Here is a 15,183-nt window from a genome sequence, read left to right as displayed (position 1 = left end):
CGTTGCGAACGGGACGATTGAGGGGTAGCGGGAGCGGTGACTACGGGGAATTCGGGCAGTGGCCCAGCCGCGCGACAGGACCGCGGCAAGCGGCCGCTGTCGCGTCTGGGGCTGAGGAACTGGCGCGTCAGGTGGCGGCTCACCGCCCTCATCCTGGTGCCCACCATCGCCGCCGTCGTGCTCGGGGGAACACGAGTGGTGGAGTCGGTGCAGAGCATCGACGTCTACGACCGCACCGCCACCGCGACGGAGCAGGCAGGTCACATCCGCGACCTCGTCCAGGCACTCGGCCTGGAGCGTGACACCGGCGGCTGGATCGGCGCCAACCGCGCGATGCGCAAGCAGCTCGCCGCCGCCTACAAGCAGCGCCAGGCCGCCGTCGACACGCTGGTCAAGACCGTGAGCGCCGACCTCGCCACCATGGACGACTCCTACGGCCCGCGCGTGGTCAAGGCCGCCGCCCAGGCGAAGTACGACCTGAGCCGCCTGAAGAAGATCAGGGACGAGGGCCAGACCGAGACCATCCGGTACAACTTCCTCACCGACACCCTGCTCAACCTGCACGACGAGCTGGCCCTGCTGTCCGACGACACCCAGATCATCGGTGGGTTCCGGGCCCTGAGCGCGCTCGCGTCGGCCAAGGAGGAGATGTCCCGCCAGCGCGTCCAGCTGATCCAGAACTCGTACAACCCGAACAACACGGACGCCAAGGACGTCGAGGACTTCATCGCCTCCAACGCCCGCCAGCAGGCCGACATCGCCTCCGTCGGCGCCGAGGCCGGCGTCGAGATCGGCCTGGAGCTGTCCAAGGCGCTGACGTCCAAGCGGGAGTACGTCAACGTCCAGCTCACCAAGGCCCGCGCGATCACGCTGGTCAGCAGCCGCGAGCCGGGCGCCCGCATCACCGACAACCTCATCTCCGCGCGCGCCGAGCGCGAGGACTGGTTCAACGAGAACACCGCCGCCATCGAGGTGCTGCAGGGCATCGAGAAGGACCTGGCCGGCCGGGTCGGCCTGCGCAGCCAGGAGCTGCGCTCCGCCGAGACCCGCAACGCGATCATCGCCGGCATCCTGATCGTCGCGCTGCTCATCGTCGTGCTGCTCCTCACCGTCGCCATCGCCCGCTCCATGGTCGGCCCGCTGCGCCGGCTGCGCACCGAGGCGCTGGAGGTCGCCGGCTTCCGGCTGCCCGACGTGGTGCGCCAGCTGCGCGTCAGCGGCGACACGACCGTCCGCGACGTCGCGCCCATCGAGGTCGAGGGCAACGACGAGATCGGCGAAGTGGCCCGCGCCTTCGACCAGGTGCACCGGCAGGCCGTCCGCCTCGCGGGCGAGGAGGCCGAGCTGCGCAGCAACATCAGCTCGATGTTCGTCAACCTCTCCCGCCGCACCCAGACGCTGGTCGAGCGGCAGATCTCGCTGATCGACGGCCTGGAGAAGGGCGAGGAGGACGGCAAGCGGCTGGCCGACCTGTTCAAGCTCGACCACCTGGCCACCCGCATGCGCCGCAACTCCGAGAACCTCCTGGTCCTGGCCGGCCACGAGGCCACCCGCCGGCGCAGCCAGCCGGCCAAGCTCGTCGACGTCGTCCGCGCCGCCCTGTCGGAGGTCGAGGGGTACGAGCGCGTCCAGGTGAAGGTGCACCGCGCCACGTCCGTGCTCGGGAGCTGCGCCAACGACCTCGTCCACCTGGTCGCCGAGCTGGTCGAGAACGCCATCCAGTTCTCCCCGAACAACTCCCAGGTCACCGTCACCAGCAGCCTCATCGAGGGCGGCGGCGCGCTGCTGTCGGTCAGCGACACCGGCATCAGCATGACCGAGGAGGAGCTGGCCGAGGCCAACCGCCGCCTGGCCGAGCCGCCCGTGGTCGACGTGTCGGTCTCCCGCCGCATGGGCCTGTTCGTGGTCGGCCGCCTGGCGCTGCGCCACGGCATCCGCGTGCAGCTGCGCAAGGGCGAGGGCGCCGGGCTGATCGCCATGGTGCTGCTGCCGCCCACGCTCATCGCCGACGGGACGCAGCAGCAGCCGCTGCCGCAGCGGCCCGCGTTCGGCGGCGGCACCGTGCCCAGCCAGCCCGGCCCGTTCGCGCCGCCCAGCCCGAACGGGACGTTCCGCTCGTTCGGCAGCTTCGACTCCTTCGACGGCGGCCCCGCCAGGCAGGGACCGCCGCCGGTCGAGAACGGCCGCCCGCGGCACGCCGGACCGCCCTCGGAGCCCGCGTCCCCCTTCGACAGCGGCTCCTTCGCCAGTGGTCCCCCCACCGCCGGCCCCGGCAGGCACGCGCCGCGGACCTACGACAGCACGCCCGGCCTGCCCAGGCGCGGGGCGTTCAACTCCGACCCCGGTGCCACGGGCATCAACGGAGGCGTCAACGGGTTCACCGCCGACACCGACGGCGGCTCCTACCGGGGCCGGCCGCTCCCGCAGGACTCCGGGTCCTACCCTTCGTTCCCGAGCGCGCCTTCGCAACCGTCTGGTAATGGCGCGTTCCAGACTCCGCCGCCGGCGTACCCGACGAACGACGTCCGGCAGCCGGATCCCGCGCCGTCGGTGGACGTGTCGCCGCTCGACCAGGAGCAGGAGGAGTTCCTGCCGATCTTCGCCTCGGTGGAGTCGGCCTGGTTCCGCAGGCCACCGGGCGAGGGCGGGCCCCAGCGGCCCGGCGCGGACGGGCCTGGTGGTGAGTCCGGCTCCGCGCAAGCCGTACCCTCTGGGGAGGAAGCGTGGCGGACGGCCGCGGATGCCGGATGGCAGGCGGCGGCCAAAGCCAGCGAGCCCAGCCTCGGCGGCATCACCGCCGCCGGGCTCCCCAAGCGGACCCCGAAGGCCAACCTGGTGCCGGGCACGGCGAGCCAGCCCGCGCCGGCGCAGCAGCCGCAGCGGCAGGCGCCGGCGCCCCCGGTCTCAGCCGACCGGATGCGCAGCAGGATGGCCAGCTTCCAACAGGGTGTCCGCCGGGGTCGCCAGGAAGTACGTGGACAGGAGGAACGAAGTGAGTAAGCGTCCCGCCGGGGAGGATGCGTGACAACCCTTAGCCATGAGGCGCACAGGTTCGACTGGCTGATCACCGACTTCGTACGCAACACGCCCGGAGTCGCGCATGCCGTCGTGGTCTCGGCGGACGGGCTCTGCCTGGCCGCCTCGGAGGGCTTCCCTCCGGACCGGGCCGACCAGCTCGCCGCGGTCTCCGCCGGCCTGCTGAGCCTGACCGTGGGTGCGTCCAGGGTGTTCGAGGGCGGCGCGGTGACGCAGACCGTCGTGGAGATGCAGCGCGGCCTGCTGCTGGTGATGGCGATCAGCGACGGGTCGGTGCTGACGGTTCTGGCGGGTCCGGATTGTGACATGGGCCTGGTGGCGTATCAGATGACGTTGCTGGTAGACAGGGCGGGGCAGGCGCTCACACCGGCCCTGCGCGCGGAGCTCCAGGCCGCCAGGACCCGGTGATGTGATGGAACTGATGGGAGAGGGCCGTGTACGGCGCTGACGGGACCGGGGACGAAGAGCCCCTGTTCCGTCCTTACGCGGTGACAGGCGGCAGATCCGAGCCGCGTTATCACCTCGCGATGGAGACGTTGATCTCGTCCATGTCGATCCCGGACGACGAGATGGCCCTGCTCACCCCCGAGCAGGAGGCCATCATGCAGTTGTGCAGGTCGTTCCGGTCGGTCGCCGAGATCTCGGCCCTGCTCCGCGTCCCGCTGGGCGTGGCGAGGGTGCTCGTGGCGGACATGTCCGACGAAGGGCTCGTCCGCCTGCACCAGCCACGCCTCAGCCAGGGACAGCCAGACCTCAACATGCTCGAAAGGGTGCTCAGTGGACTACGCAGGCTCTAGCGCCGGTCTGACGTCGACGAAGATCGTCGTCGCCGGCGGCTTCGGGGTCGGGAAGACGACGTTCGTGGGGGCGGTGTCCGAGATCCTTCCGCTCACCACGGAAGCGGTCATGACCGACGCGTCCGCGGGCATCGACGACCTCGGTCTGACGCCGAACAAGCAGACCACGACCGTGGCGATGGACTTCGGCCGGCTCTCGCTCGACCGCGACCTGATCCTGTACCTGTTCGGCACGCCCGGCCAGCACCGCTTCTGGTTCATGTGGGACGACCTGGTGCGCGGCGCGATCGGCGCGGTGGTGCTGCTCGACACGCGCCGCCTGGCCGACAGCTTCCCGGCCATCGACTACTTCGAGGAGGCGAAGCTGCCGTTCGTCATCGGCGTGAACGGCTGGGACGGGCAGTTCCCGCACTCCGACGAGGAGGTCAGGGAGGCGCTGGCGCTGTCGCCGCAGGTGCCGATCGTGCGCACCGACGCCCGCAACCGCGAGTCGGTCAAGGCGACGCTGATCTCGCTGGTCGAGCACGTCGTACGCCTGCGCGCCACGGCCGTCCACTAGAGCACTTCTCGTACGCCTGCGCGCCACGGCCGTCCGCTTGCGTACGGCCCGGGCACCTCCTCGTACGCCTGCGCGCCACGGCCGTCCACTAGCGCACGGCCCAGGGCACCTCCTCCAGGGAGTTGAGCACCGGCACCAGCCGCTCCTCCTCGTAGGCGAAGTGGGCCTCCATCTCCGTCGCGACGCGGTCGAGCGTCGCCGGGTCGGAGGCCGCGCGCAGCTCCCCGACCAGCCGGGCGAGCACGCCGTGCTCCTCGCGCAGCCGGTCGAGAGCCGCCTTCAGCTCCGGGAACAGCCGCTCCAGGTGCGGGAACGCCACCCGGTCCTCGCCCGAGTGGTGGAAGGTCAGCGCCTCGCAGAAGGCCAGGCAGTGCGTACGCAGGTCGTCGCCGGCGCCCGCCTCGCCGGCCCGCAGCCTGGCCAGCTCGCCCCTGAGATGGGCGTGGATCCTGACCAGCTCGTCCCCGAACGCCCGCAGCCGCTCCCGCTCAGGGTAGAGCGCGACGACGGGGATCACCCGTTCGGTCTGCTCCTGGTACGCGGCGAAGGCCGGGTCGAGGGCGGCCTGGCGGGCGTACAAGCGGTCGCGTTCCTCCCCATCGAGCGGCACCGCCCTGGCCGCGAACGTCGCCGTCCCCAGCTCGACCGTCACCCTCGGCTCGGCCAGGACGTTGTGGTACCAGGCCGGATGGGTGGCGGCGCCCGCGTTGGAGGCGAAGACCAGGATGCGTTCGCCGTCCCGCAGGTAGACGGCCGGGTTCGTCCGTCTGCGCCCGGTCCGCGCGCCCACGGTGGTCAGCAGCACGAGGGGAGCGCCCTCGAACATGCCGCCCACCTTGCCGCCGTTGGCCCGGAACTCCTCGATCACCTGCTGGTTGAAGTCCGTCAACTCACTATCCTTTGGATGGACCCAGATGTATTTGCTTTGCAACCAAAGCTAATTTAGACAGCAAGGTATTCGGGATGTCAACTGACGGCTTGAGCGTGGACGACGGCATCAGGACACTGCTGCTCCTGATGCCCCGCATGGTCGGGCGGGCCAAACGCCTGAAGGTGCCGGAGGAACTGCGCGAGCTCTCGCTCGCCCCCCGGCACCTGTCACTGCTGGCCTACCTGCTGTTCGACGGCGCCATGACGGTCAACGAGCTCGCCGCCCGGCTGGAGGTCGCCCCCGCGACGGTCAGCCTCATGGTGGGGGAGCTCAGCAGGAAGGGCGTACTGGCCCGCCGCGAGGACGACGCCGACCGGCGCCGCACCATCGTCAGCATCGCCGACCGGCACCAGGACGCGATCAACGAATGGCTCGGCTACGGCGCCAAGGCGTGGCGCCAGGCTTTGGAGCCGCTCACCCCCGAGCAGCGCCGCATGTTCGTGAACACACTGCTCGCCTACGAGCAGGCACTGTCGGGGTGAGTCTCCGGGTCAGCGGTCCAGGCGCTGGTACAGGCGTACGGACAGGGTGAAGAAGACGGTCGTGATGAGGGCCGGCCACAGCAGGGCCATCAGGATCGCGTGCTGGGCCACCCACGACTCCCCGCCCCACCCCGGGTTGCCGAACAGCTGCCTGGTCGCCGCGACCGTGGACGACAGCGGGTTCCACTCCGAGACCGCGCCCAGCCAGCCCGGCATGGTGGAGGGGGCGACGAAGGCGTTGGAGAGGAAGCCGATCGGGAACTCCAGGGTTTGGATCGCCACCACGCCGCCCGGGTCCTTGGTGAGCAGGCCCAGGTAGATGCCGGCCCACAGCAGGGCGAAGCGCAGGAGCAGCAGCAGGCCGACGGCTGCGAGCGCGCCGGAGAGCGTGGCGGGGCGCCAGCCGACGGCGAGGCCGCAGGCGAGCAGGCCGGCCAGGACGAGGACGGAGTTGAGCAGGTCGGCGATGGCCCGCCCGATGAGGACGGCCGAGGGGGCCATGGGCATGGAGCGGAAGCGGTCGGTGACGCCCTTGGAGGCGTCGGTGGTGACCGCGATCATGGTGGCGCTCAGGCCGAAGAGCATCGTCATGCCGTACATGCCGGGCATGAGGAAGGCGAAGTAGTCGGCCCCTTCTGGCACCCGTACGGCGCCGCCGAACAGGTAGCCGAAGGCCAGGGTGATCATGATCGGGAAGGCGATCCCGAACACCACCGTCATGGGCTGGTTCGCCCAGTGGATCAGGTCGCGGCGGGCGACCGTCCAGCCGTCGGCCAGTGGCCGGTGCAGGCGGGTGAGCGGGCCTTCCACGGCGGTCGTCATCGGGTGCCTCCGGCGGTGTCGGTGAGGTTGAGGAAGACTTCGTCGAGGGTCGGGCGGCGCACCGCGACGTCCTCGACCTCGATGCCGGCCGCGGCCAGGGCGGTCAGGACGCCGGTGAGCGCCTGGACGCGCTCGCTGACCGGCGCGCTCACGTGCCGGGTGTCGCGGTCGATCTCCGCGGGCCCGGACGCCGCCCGGCCGATGATCTCGGCGGCCCGCGCCAGGTGCGCGGGGTCGTGCACGACCAGGTCGAGCCGGTCGCCGCCGAGCTTGGACTTGAGCTCGTCCGGGGTGCCCTCGGCGACGACCCGGCCGGTGTCGATCACGGAGATGCGGTCGGCGAGCTGGTCGGCCTCCTCCAGGTATTGGGTGGTCAGCAGCACCGTGGTGCCGCCCGCGACCAGCTCGCGCACCGTGCGCCAGATCTCGGCGCGGCTGCGCGGGTCGAGGCCGGTGGTGGGCTCGTCGAGGAAGAGCACGGGCGGCGCGAGGATCATGCCGGCGGCCAGGTCGAGCCGGCGGCGCATGCCGCCGGAGTACTCCTTGGCCGGCCCCTCGTGCCGCAGCCCGAACTGCTCCAGCAGCTCCGACGCCCGCGATCGGGCCTCGGCCGCGCTCAGGTGGTAGAGGCGGCCGAACAGCTCCAGGTTCTGGCGCCCGGTCAGCAGCTCGTCGACCGCCGCGTGCTGGCCGACCAGCCCGATGTGGCGGCGTACCTGCCGGGGCTGGGTGGTCACGTCGAAGCCGGCCACCTCCGCGCGCCCGCCCGTGGCGCGAAGGAGCGTGGTCAGGATGCGCACGGTCGTGGTCTTGCCCGCCCCGTTGGGGCCGAGCAGGCCGCAGACGGTGCCGCGGGGCACGTCGAGGTCGATGCCGTCCAGCGCGGCCTGGTCGCCGTACGTCTTGCGCAGTCCTTGCGCGAGTACTGCCGTCATGCTGTCACCCTCCGAATCGTACGCCGTACCGTACACAATACGATCCAAGTCGGCAACCGTACGGTGTACCGTACGAAGGTGACTGTTGAGTACTCGGGAAAGGGCGACCCCGCCCGCAGCCTGGCCCTGCTCTGGCGCACCAGCGAGCGCACCAGCCGCAAGGGCAAGCCGGAGCTGAGCGTCGACCGCATCGTGCGCGCCGCCATTGAGGTGGCCGACGCCGAAGGGCTGCAGGCGCTGTCCATGCGCCGGGTGGCCGAGCGGCTGGGCGTGGGGACGATGTCGCTCTACACGTACGTGCCGGGCAAGCCGGAGCTGTTCGACGTCATGCTCGACACCGTCTACGGCGAGACCGCCAGGCCCGCCGACGTGCCGGGCGGCTGGCGCGGCCGGCTGGAGCAGATCGCCAGGGAGAACTGGGCCCTCTACCTGCGCCACCCGTGGCTGCTCCAGGTGGCGGCCAACCGCCCGGTGCTCGGCCCCAACGTCACCGCCAAGTACGACTACGAGCTCGCCGCCGTCGACGGCATCGGCCTGTCGGACCTGGAGATGGACTCCGTCATCACCCTGATCACCGGCTTCGTGCACGGCACGGCCAGGGGCGCGGTGGAGGCGGCGCAGGCGGAGAGCCTGACGGGGCTGACCGACGAGCAGTGGTGGGCCGCGCACGCCCCCTTCCTCAGCCGGATCGCCGACACCACCCGCTACCCCACGGCCGCCCGGGTCGGGCAGGCCGCGGGCGAGGCGCTGAACGCGGCCTACAGCCCGGAGCACGCCTTCGAGTTCGGGCTGCAACGCGTGCTCGACGGCATCGAGGCCCTGGTCAACCGCCGCAAGGCCGGCCAGTAGCCCCGGTGGGGCGCTACGCCCGCCCGTGCCGGTAGAACTCCACCGGCTCGGGCGGCAGCGGGGTGTTGCCGAGGATGAGGTCGGCGGCTTTCTCGGCGAGCATCATGACCGGGGCGTAGATGTTGCCGTTCGTCACGTACGGCATGGCCGAGGCGTCCACCACGCGCAGGCCGTCCACGCCGTGCACGCGCATCGTCTCCGGGTCCAGCACGGACTGCTCGTCGGTGCCCATGCGGCAGGTGCACGACGGGTGGAGTGCGGTCTCGCCGTCCTTGGCGACCCAGGCGAGGATCTCCTCGTCCGTCTGGACGGACGGGCCGGGGGAGAGCTCGCCCCCGTCGAGGTCCGCCCAGGCGGGTTGCGACAGGATGCGGCGGGCGTGCCTGATGGCCTCGACCCATTCGCGGCGGTCCTGCTCGGTGGACAGGTAGTTGAAGCGCAGGGCGGGCTTGCGGCGCGGGTCGGCGGAGGTGATGCGGACGGATCCGCGCGCGTCGGAGTACATGGGGCCGATGTGCACCTGGTAGCCGTGCCCGCCGGCGGGGGCGGAGCCGTCGTAGCGGACGGCGATCGGCAGGAAGTGGAACATCAGGTTCGGGTAGGCGACGTCGTCGTTGGACCGGATGAACCCGCCGGCCTCGAAGTGGTTGGTGGCGCCGGGGCCGCGGCGCAGGAAGAGCCAGCCGGCGCCGATGAAGGGGCGGCGCCACAGGGCGAGGGAGGGCTGCTGCGAGACGGGCTGCTTGCAGGCGTGCTGGACGTAGACCTCCAGGTGGTCCTGAAGGTTCTCGCCGACGCCCGGCAGGTCGTGCACGACCTTGATGCCGAGGGGCTCCAGCAGGGCGCGCGGGCCCACACCCGAGAGCTGGAGGAGTTGCGGGGTGTTGATGGCGCCGCCGCAGAGGATGACCTCCTTGGCGTCGACGCGCTTGCCGTCGCACTGCACGCCCACCGCGCGGGTGCCCTCGAAGAGCACCTTCTCCACGAACGCGCGGGTCCTGACCGTCAGGTTGGGGCGGCGGCGGACGGGGTGGAGGTAGGCGCGGGCGGCGCTGAGGCGGCGGCCCCGGTGGATGGTGCGGTCGAAGGCGGCGAAGCCCTCCTGGCGGTAGCCGTTGACGTCGTCGGTCAGCGGGTGCCCGGCCTGCTGCACCGCCTCGAAGAACGCCTCGAACAGCGGGCCGCGCGCGGGGCCGCGCTCCAGCTTGAGCGGGCCCGCGCCGCCCCGGAAGTCGGTGCCGGGGTCGGCCAGGCAGTTCTCCATGCGTTTGAAGTACGGCAGGCAGTGCGCGTAGTCCCAGTGCTTCATGCCGGGGTCGGCGGCCCAGCGCTCGTAGTCGAGGGGGTTGCCGCGCTGGAAGATCATGCCGTTGATGCTGCTGGAGCCGCCCAGCACCTTGCCGCGGGCGTGATAGATGCGCCGCCCGTCCATGTACGGCTCGGGCTCGGACTCGTACTTCCAGTCGTAGAAGCGGCTGCCGATGGGGAACATCAGCGCGGCCGGCATGTGGATGAAGACGTCCCACAGGTAGTCGGGCCGCCCGGCCTCCAGCACCAGCACGGACGTCGAGGGGTCGGCGCTCAGCCGGTTGGCCAGGGCACAGCCGGCCGAGCCGCCGCCCACGATGACGTAGTCGAACCTCAACGGGGGATCCAGTCCTTCCACACGATCTTGTTCTCCTGGACCCACCGCTCGGCGGCGTCCTCGGCGCTCAGCTTCTCGTTGACCATGTCGGCGGCCACGGCGTTCTGGTCGTCGTTGGTCCAGGTGAAGTTGCGCACCAGCTCGTACGCCTGCCCGCCGCGCTCCGCGAACCGCCGGCTGACAATCTTGTCCAGCAGGTACGGCGGATAGTCGCAGGCGACGGTGGCCGGGTCGGCGTCGCAGCCCACGGCGTAGGGCGGGAGGGCGACCTTGACGAGCTTGACCTTGCTGAACAGCCATTGCGGCTCGTAGAAATACATGAGCAGCGGTGTCCGATTCTTCGTCGCGGCCTGGGCGGCCTTGATGAGCGCGGCCTCGCTGCCCGAGTAGACGACCCGGTAATTGAGCTTGAGGTTCTTGACCAGAGCCTCGTCATTCGTCACGAATGTCGGATCTCCGTCGAGCACCTGTCCGGCATTTCCGGTTTTTTCGGTCCGGAAGAGGGAGGCGTACTTATTGAGGTTTCGGTAGTCCGTAATGTCGGGGTACTTTTTGGCCATCCACTCCGGCACGTACCACCCGATCACCCCTTTGTTGCCGGTGAGCCCGGCCGACAGCGCCACCTTCTTCTCTTCGATGTACTCCTTCTTCAAGTCGTTGTGACCCCAGCTTTCGACGATCACATCGACCTTGCCGGTCTCGAAATCCTTCCAGGACTGGTCCTCTTTCGCGGTCCGCTTGTTGACCTTGTATCCCAGCTCGTGCTCCAGCAGGTACGCCAGCACCGCGGCCTGCGCCTCGTACCCGATCCAGCCGTGGATGTCGATGTTGACCGTCCCCTTGGCGCTCGCCGCGGTCTCCGGCTCACCGCTGGAGCAGCCCCCCAGCAGGAGCGCCACGACGAGCAGCCCGCAGAGCGCGCGCGACCGGGAGGCGATCACTTCGGGATCCACGCCTGCCACTTGGCGGTGTTGGCCTCCACCCACTTCTTGGCGGCCTGCTCACCGGTCATGCCGTTGTTGGTCATGTCGTCGGCCACGGCGTTCTGGTCCTCGTTCGTCCAGTGGAAGTTCTTGACCAGCTCGTACGCCTTGCCGCCGGTCTGCGCGAACTTCGTGCTCACGATCTTGTCGAGGTCCATCTCCGGGTAGTCGCAGGCCACCTTCTTCGGGTCGGCGTCGCAGCCCTCGGTGTAGGCGGGCAGGTTGACCCGGACCAGGTCGGTCTTGCTGAACAGCCAGTGCGGGTCCCAGAAGTAGAACAGCAGCGGCTTCTTCTGCTCCTGCGCCTGCTGGGCACTCTTGATCAGGGCCGCCTCGCTGCCGCCGACGACGACCTTGTAGTTCAGCTTGAGGTTCTTGATCAGGGCTTCCTCGTTGCTGACGTACGACGGGTCGCCGAACAGCAGCTGGCCCTTGTCGCCCGACTCGGAGGTCTTGAACAGGCTCGCGTACTTGTTGAGGCTCTTGTAGTCGGTGATGTCGGGGTGCTCGTCGGCCATCCACTTGGGGATGTACCAGCCGATGACGCCCTTGTTGCCGGTCGAGCCGGCCACCTGCGCGACCTTCTTCTCGTCGATGAACTTCTTCTTCAGGTCGGGGTGACCCCAGTTCTCGATGATGACGTCCACGTCGCCGGTCTCGAAGCCCTCCCAGGCGAGCTGCTCCTTGATCTCGGGCAGCTCCACGGTGTAGCCGAGCTCGTTCTTCAGCAGGTACGCGACGACGTTCGCGCTGGCCTCGTACCCCACCCAGGGGTTGATCGCGATCTTCACGGTGCCGGCGCCGGACGCCGAGGCACTGGAGCCGGCGGCGGGGGCGGAGGAGCCGGTGGTGCCGCTGTCGACCTTGGCCCCGCCGCAGCCCACGGCGGCGAGCCCCAGCACGACGAGGCCTGCGAGCAGGCGAATCTTCATGTGAACTTCCTCTTTCGGGGGGACGGGCGCCTGTCGGCGCCCTGCGTGATGCGGTCGAGCATGACTCCGAGGAGCACGGTCGCGATGCCGGCGACGAAGCCCATGCCGAAGTCGGTGCGCTGGGAGAATCCGGTGACCACGTCGTAGCCGAGGGCGCCCGCCCCGACCAGGCCGCCGACGACCACCATGGCCAGCGTCATCACGATGCCCTGGTTGGCCGCCAGCAGGATCGCCTGCCGGGCCATCGGGAGCTGCACCTTCCACAGGAGCTGCCCGGGGGTGGAGCCGGCGGAGGCGGCGGCCTCGACGACGGTGGCGGGCACGGCCTTGATGCCGTCCTCGACCAGGCGCACCACCGGCGGCACCGCGTAGATGACGGAGGCGAAGATGGCGGTGAACCTGGTCGTCCCGAACAATGCCAGCGCGGGCAGCAGGTAGACGAACGCGGGCATGGTCTGCGCGGCGTCGAGCAGCGGCCGCTGCACGGCCGACCAGCGCGGCGAGCGGGCTGCGGCGACGCCGAGCAGCAGGCCGATGACGAGCGTGACCAGCACCGCGACGGCGACCGTGGTCATCGTCTGCATGGTGTGCTCCCACACGCCGAGCAGCGCGATGGCCAGCAGGCAGCCCAGCGCGACCAGCGCGGGGCGGGCGCCGCTGACCCGCCAGGCGACGGCCAGCACGGCCAGCGCGACCAGCCACCACGGGGCCGTGGTGAGCAGCGACTCCAGGGGGTTGAGCAGGAGGTGGGAGGTGGTGTCCTTGATCCAGGTGGTCACCGCGTACCAGTTGGTCTCGGCCCAGTGCACGGCGTCGTTGACCTCGGCGACCATGTTGATCGTCAGGCTCTCGGGCCAGACCTTCGGCAGCACGGGGATGAGCGCCAGGCCGGCCGCCGCGAGCACGCCCGCGGCGGCGAGGTCGGTCCGGCGCAGCTTCGCGTGCGGGTCGCGGCGGGCCAGCGCCATCATCATCCGGTCGAGCACCACCGCCATGACCACGACGGCGATGCCGGCCGGGAGCATGATGCCGACCTGGGCCCTGGACAGGCCGCGGATGATGTCGCCGCCTAGCCCGGGCGCCGAGATCAGGTTCGCGATGACGACCATGGACAGCGCCATCATGATCGTCTGGTTGATCGCCAGCGCGATCGTGGACCTGGCCAGCGGCAGGTAGACCTTGAACAGCGTCTGGCGGCGCGTGGCGCCCAGCGAGGCGGACGCCTCGACCGCCGTGGGCGAGACCTCCGAGACGGCCAGCGCCGTGATGCGGATGGCGGGCGGGATCGAGTAGATCATCGTCGCGATCGCCCCGGCCGGCGCGCCGATGTGGAAGAACAGGGCGAGCGGCGCCAGGTACGCGAACGTCGGCATGATCTGCATGACGTCCAGCACCGGAGTGATCGCCCGCCGCGCGCGGCCCGAGAGCCCCGCCCAGACGCCCACCGGGATCCCGATCGCCAGCGACAGCAGCACCGCCACCGCGACCAGGGCCAGCGTGTCCACGCTCGACCCCCACAGGCCCAGCACGCCGAACGCGCTGACCCCGCCGACCGCCAGCAACGCGATCCGCCAGCCGCCGGCCAGCCAGGCCAGCGCGCCCATGATCCCGGTGATGCCGGGCCAGCCGAGCCCGTACAGGACGGTCTCGAACAGGTCGTAGAGCGAGCCCACGAAGAGCCGGATGTAGTTGAGGAAGTACAGGAAGAGCGGGTTGTCGTTGCGGTGGTCGTCGATCCACTCGCGCAGCTCCGTGACGGCCAGGAACTGCGGCGCCTCCTTGTCGTGCGGCAGCGTCGCCGTGCCGCGGAAGACCAGGTAGGCCGCCACGAACAGCACCGCCACCCCCGCCGGCGCCACCCACCGCGGCAGGCCCGCGAGCCGGGACGGCGTCGGCACCGCCGCGCTGCTCATGCCGCGGCCTGCCCCGACAGGAAGGCGAGCAGGTCCACCCGGTCCACCACGCCGACCAGCTCGCCGCCGTCCACCACCTTGATCGGCCGGGACGAGGCGGAGGCGGCGCCGAGCGCGTCCTTGATCAGCGTGCCGGCCGGCAGCTCGGGGCCGTCCAGCGACTCGCCCGGCTCGGGGTCGCGGGAGATCCAGCGCAGGGTCAGCACGTGGCTCCTGGGCACGTCGCGGACGAAGTCGGCCACGTAGTCGTCGGCCGGCGCGCCCACCAGCTCCTCGGCGGTGCCGAGCTGCACGATCGCGCCGGCCCGCATGATCGCGATGCGCTCGCCCAGCTTGAGCGCCTCGGACAGGTCGTGCGTGATGAACACCATCGTCTTGCCGACCTCGCGGTGCAGCCGCACGACCTCGGCCTGCATGTCGCGCCTGATCAGCGGGTCGAGCGCGCTGAACGGCTCGTCGAACAGCATCACCTCGGGCTCCACGGCCAGCGCCCTGGCCAGCCCCACCCGCTGCTGCATGCCGCCGGAGAGCTGGTCGGGGTAGGCGTCGGCGTAGCCGTCGAGGCCGACGAGCGAGAGGATCTCCGCCGCCCGCGCGTGCCTGGCCGGCTTGGGGGTGCCCTGGATCTCCAGCCCGTACGCCACGTTGTCGATGACCTTGCGGTGCGGGAGCAGGCCGAAGTGCTGGAAGACCATGCTGACCTGGTGGCGGCGGATCTCCCGGAGGCGGGCGGGCGAGGCGGCGCGGATGTCCTCGCCGCCGATCCTGATCTCGCCGGCGGTCGGCTCGATGAGCCTGGTCAGGCAGCGGACGAGGGTGGACTTGCCGCTGCCCGACAGGCCCATGACGACGAAGACCTCGCCGGGGCGTACCTCGAAGCTCACGTCTCGTACGGCGGCGGTGCAGCCGGTCTTCTCCCTCAGCGCGGCGGGATCGAGGTGTCTGTCCTCGCTGTCCAGCACTTTCTGTGCCTTGGAGCCGAAGATCTTCCACAGGCCCGCAACGGTGATTGCCGCGTTGTCGGGAGAAACTCCCACACTCGCCTCCTCGTTTGACGTCGCTCAACATATGTCGCCAATGGCGCGATTCTCAACGCCGTGACTGTCAAGAGATCGCGGAGCGTCAACCGTGTTACCCGATTGGAACGCGCTAATCGCCCATAAGTGGACATTTATTGTGTTAAAGGTTTATTTCGCGCCTGGGGTGCTTCCGGGATGGAGCGCCAGGTTCTATCCTCATGAGTCACGCGAACCGTCATTTGTCGCGTTATGTTCGCTTGGCCACGGGCCACGTGATGTG

Annotated in this window: 14 protein-coding genes; 6 read left to right on the top strand and 8 right to left on the bottom strand. The window is 70.2% G+C overall.

Annotated elements, in window-relative coordinates; translation table 11 throughout:
* The first annotated feature begins 156 nt into the window (after positions 1 to 156).
* The 4 genes from KIS93_RS50590 to KIS93_RS50575 are packed head-to-tail and all read left to right on the top strand — an operon-like array spanning position 157 to position 4,392.
* Complete coding sequence (locus KIS93_RS50590) at positions 157 to 3,000, top strand: sensor histidine kinase (RefSeq protein WP_186404888.1); 2,844 nt, start codon at positions 157 to 159, stop codon at positions 2,998 to 3,000.
* A 21-nt stretch (positions 3,001 to 3,021) separates the two neighbouring features.
* Positions 3,022 to 3,444 (top strand): roadblock/LC7 domain-containing protein, encoded by a 423-nt coding sequence (locus KIS93_RS50585; protein WP_043616017.1) that lies wholly within the window; start codon positions 3,022 to 3,024, stop codon positions 3,442 to 3,444.
* Positions 3,445 to 3,470: 26 nt separating this feature from the next.
* On the top strand, positions 3,471 to 3,833 hold the full coding sequence (locus KIS93_RS50580; protein WP_080042390.1) for a DUF742 domain-containing protein: 363 nt from the start codon (positions 3,471 to 3,473) through the stop codon (positions 3,831 to 3,833).
* Positions 3,814 to 4,392, top strand: coding sequence for a GTP-binding protein (locus tag KIS93_RS50575; RefSeq protein WP_230465534.1), 579 nt, complete (start codon positions 3,814 to 3,816; stop codon positions 4,390 to 4,392). The genes KIS93_RS50580 and KIS93_RS50575 overlap by 20 nt, the downstream gene beginning before the upstream one ends.
* 88 nt (positions 4,393 to 4,480) lie before the next feature.
* Here KIS93_RS50575 and KIS93_RS50570 read toward each other — a convergent pair whose 3' ends face one another.
* Complete coding sequence (locus KIS93_RS50570) at positions 4,481 to 5,281, bottom strand: nitroreductase/quinone reductase family protein (RefSeq protein ID WP_080042389.1); 801 nt, start codon at positions 5,279 to 5,281, stop codon at positions 4,481 to 4,483.
* Positions 5,282 to 5,355: 74 nt separating this feature from the next.
* Between KIS93_RS50570 and KIS93_RS50565 the strand changes: the two genes are divergently transcribed.
* Positions 5,356 to 5,805 (top strand): MarR family winged helix-turn-helix transcriptional regulator, encoded by a 450-nt coding sequence (locus KIS93_RS50565; RefSeq protein ID WP_186404887.1) that lies wholly within the window; start codon positions 5,356 to 5,358, stop codon positions 5,803 to 5,805.
* Positions 5,806 to 5,814: 9 nt separating this feature from the next.
* On the opposite strand, the gene KIS93_RS50560 is transcribed toward KIS93_RS50565, so the two are convergent.
* Positions 5,815 to 6,627, bottom strand: coding sequence for an ABC transporter permease (locus tag KIS93_RS50560; RefSeq protein WP_080042388.1), 813 nt, complete (start codon positions 6,625 to 6,627; stop codon positions 5,815 to 5,817).
* Complete coding sequence (locus KIS93_RS50555) at positions 6,624 to 7,562, bottom strand: ATP-binding cassette domain-containing protein (RefSeq protein WP_080047188.1); 939 nt, start codon at positions 7,560 to 7,562, stop codon at positions 6,624 to 6,626. Before KIS93_RS50555 ends, KIS93_RS50560 begins: the two co-directional genes overlap by 4 nt.
* 78 nt (positions 7,563 to 7,640) lie before the next feature.
* On the opposite strand from KIS93_RS50555, the gene KIS93_RS50550 reads away from it, so the two are divergent.
* Positions 7,641 to 8,411: a TetR/AcrR family transcriptional regulator gene (locus KIS93_RS50550; protein WP_080047187.1), complete on the top strand. Its 771-nt coding sequence runs from the start codon at positions 7,641 to 7,643 to the stop codon at positions 8,409 to 8,411.
* 13 nt (positions 8,412 to 8,424) lie between these two features.
* On the opposite strand, the gene betA is transcribed toward KIS93_RS50550, so the two are convergent.
* Genes betA through KIS93_RS50525 form a run of 5 tightly spaced genes read right to left on the bottom strand, consistent with a single transcriptional unit; the run spans position 8,425 to position 14,921 of the window.
* Positions 8,425 to 10,056, bottom strand: coding sequence for a choline dehydrogenase (betA, locus tag KIS93_RS50545; protein WP_155128450.1), 1,632 nt, complete (start codon positions 10,054 to 10,056; stop codon positions 8,425 to 8,427).
* A complete protein-coding gene (locus KIS93_RS50540) occupies positions 10,053 to 10,955 on the bottom strand; it encodes an ABC transporter substrate-binding protein (RefSeq protein WP_246005487.1) in 903 nt (300 codons plus the stop codon). The genes betA and KIS93_RS50540 overlap by 4 nt, the downstream gene beginning before the upstream one ends.
* Positions 10,956 to 10,993: 38 nt before the next feature.
* Positions 10,994 to 11,971 (bottom strand): ABC transporter substrate-binding protein, encoded by a 978-nt coding sequence (locus KIS93_RS50535; RefSeq protein ID WP_080042387.1) that lies wholly within the window; start codon positions 11,969 to 11,971, stop codon positions 10,994 to 10,996.
* Complete coding sequence (locus tag KIS93_RS50530; RefSeq protein ID WP_080042386.1) at positions 11,968 to 13,884, bottom strand: ABC transporter permease; 1,917 nt, start codon at positions 13,882 to 13,884, stop codon at positions 11,968 to 11,970. Before KIS93_RS50530 ends, KIS93_RS50535 begins: the two co-directional genes overlap by 4 nt.
* Positions 13,881 to 14,921 (bottom strand): quaternary amine ABC transporter ATP-binding protein, encoded by a 1,041-nt coding sequence (locus tag KIS93_RS50525; RefSeq protein WP_230465530.1) that lies wholly within the window; start codon positions 14,919 to 14,921, stop codon positions 13,881 to 13,883. The genes KIS93_RS50530 and KIS93_RS50525 overlap by 4 nt, the downstream gene beginning before the upstream one ends.
* Between the last annotated feature and the right edge of the window lie 262 nt (positions 14,922 to 15,183).

Source organism: [Actinomadura] parvosata subsp. kistnae (assembly GCF_900323885.1).
Lineage (GTDB): Bacteria > Actinomycetota > Actinomycetes > Streptosporangiales > Streptosporangiaceae > Nonomuraea > Nonomuraea composti.
This window is presented reverse-complemented; position numbering and strand designations above follow the sequence as displayed.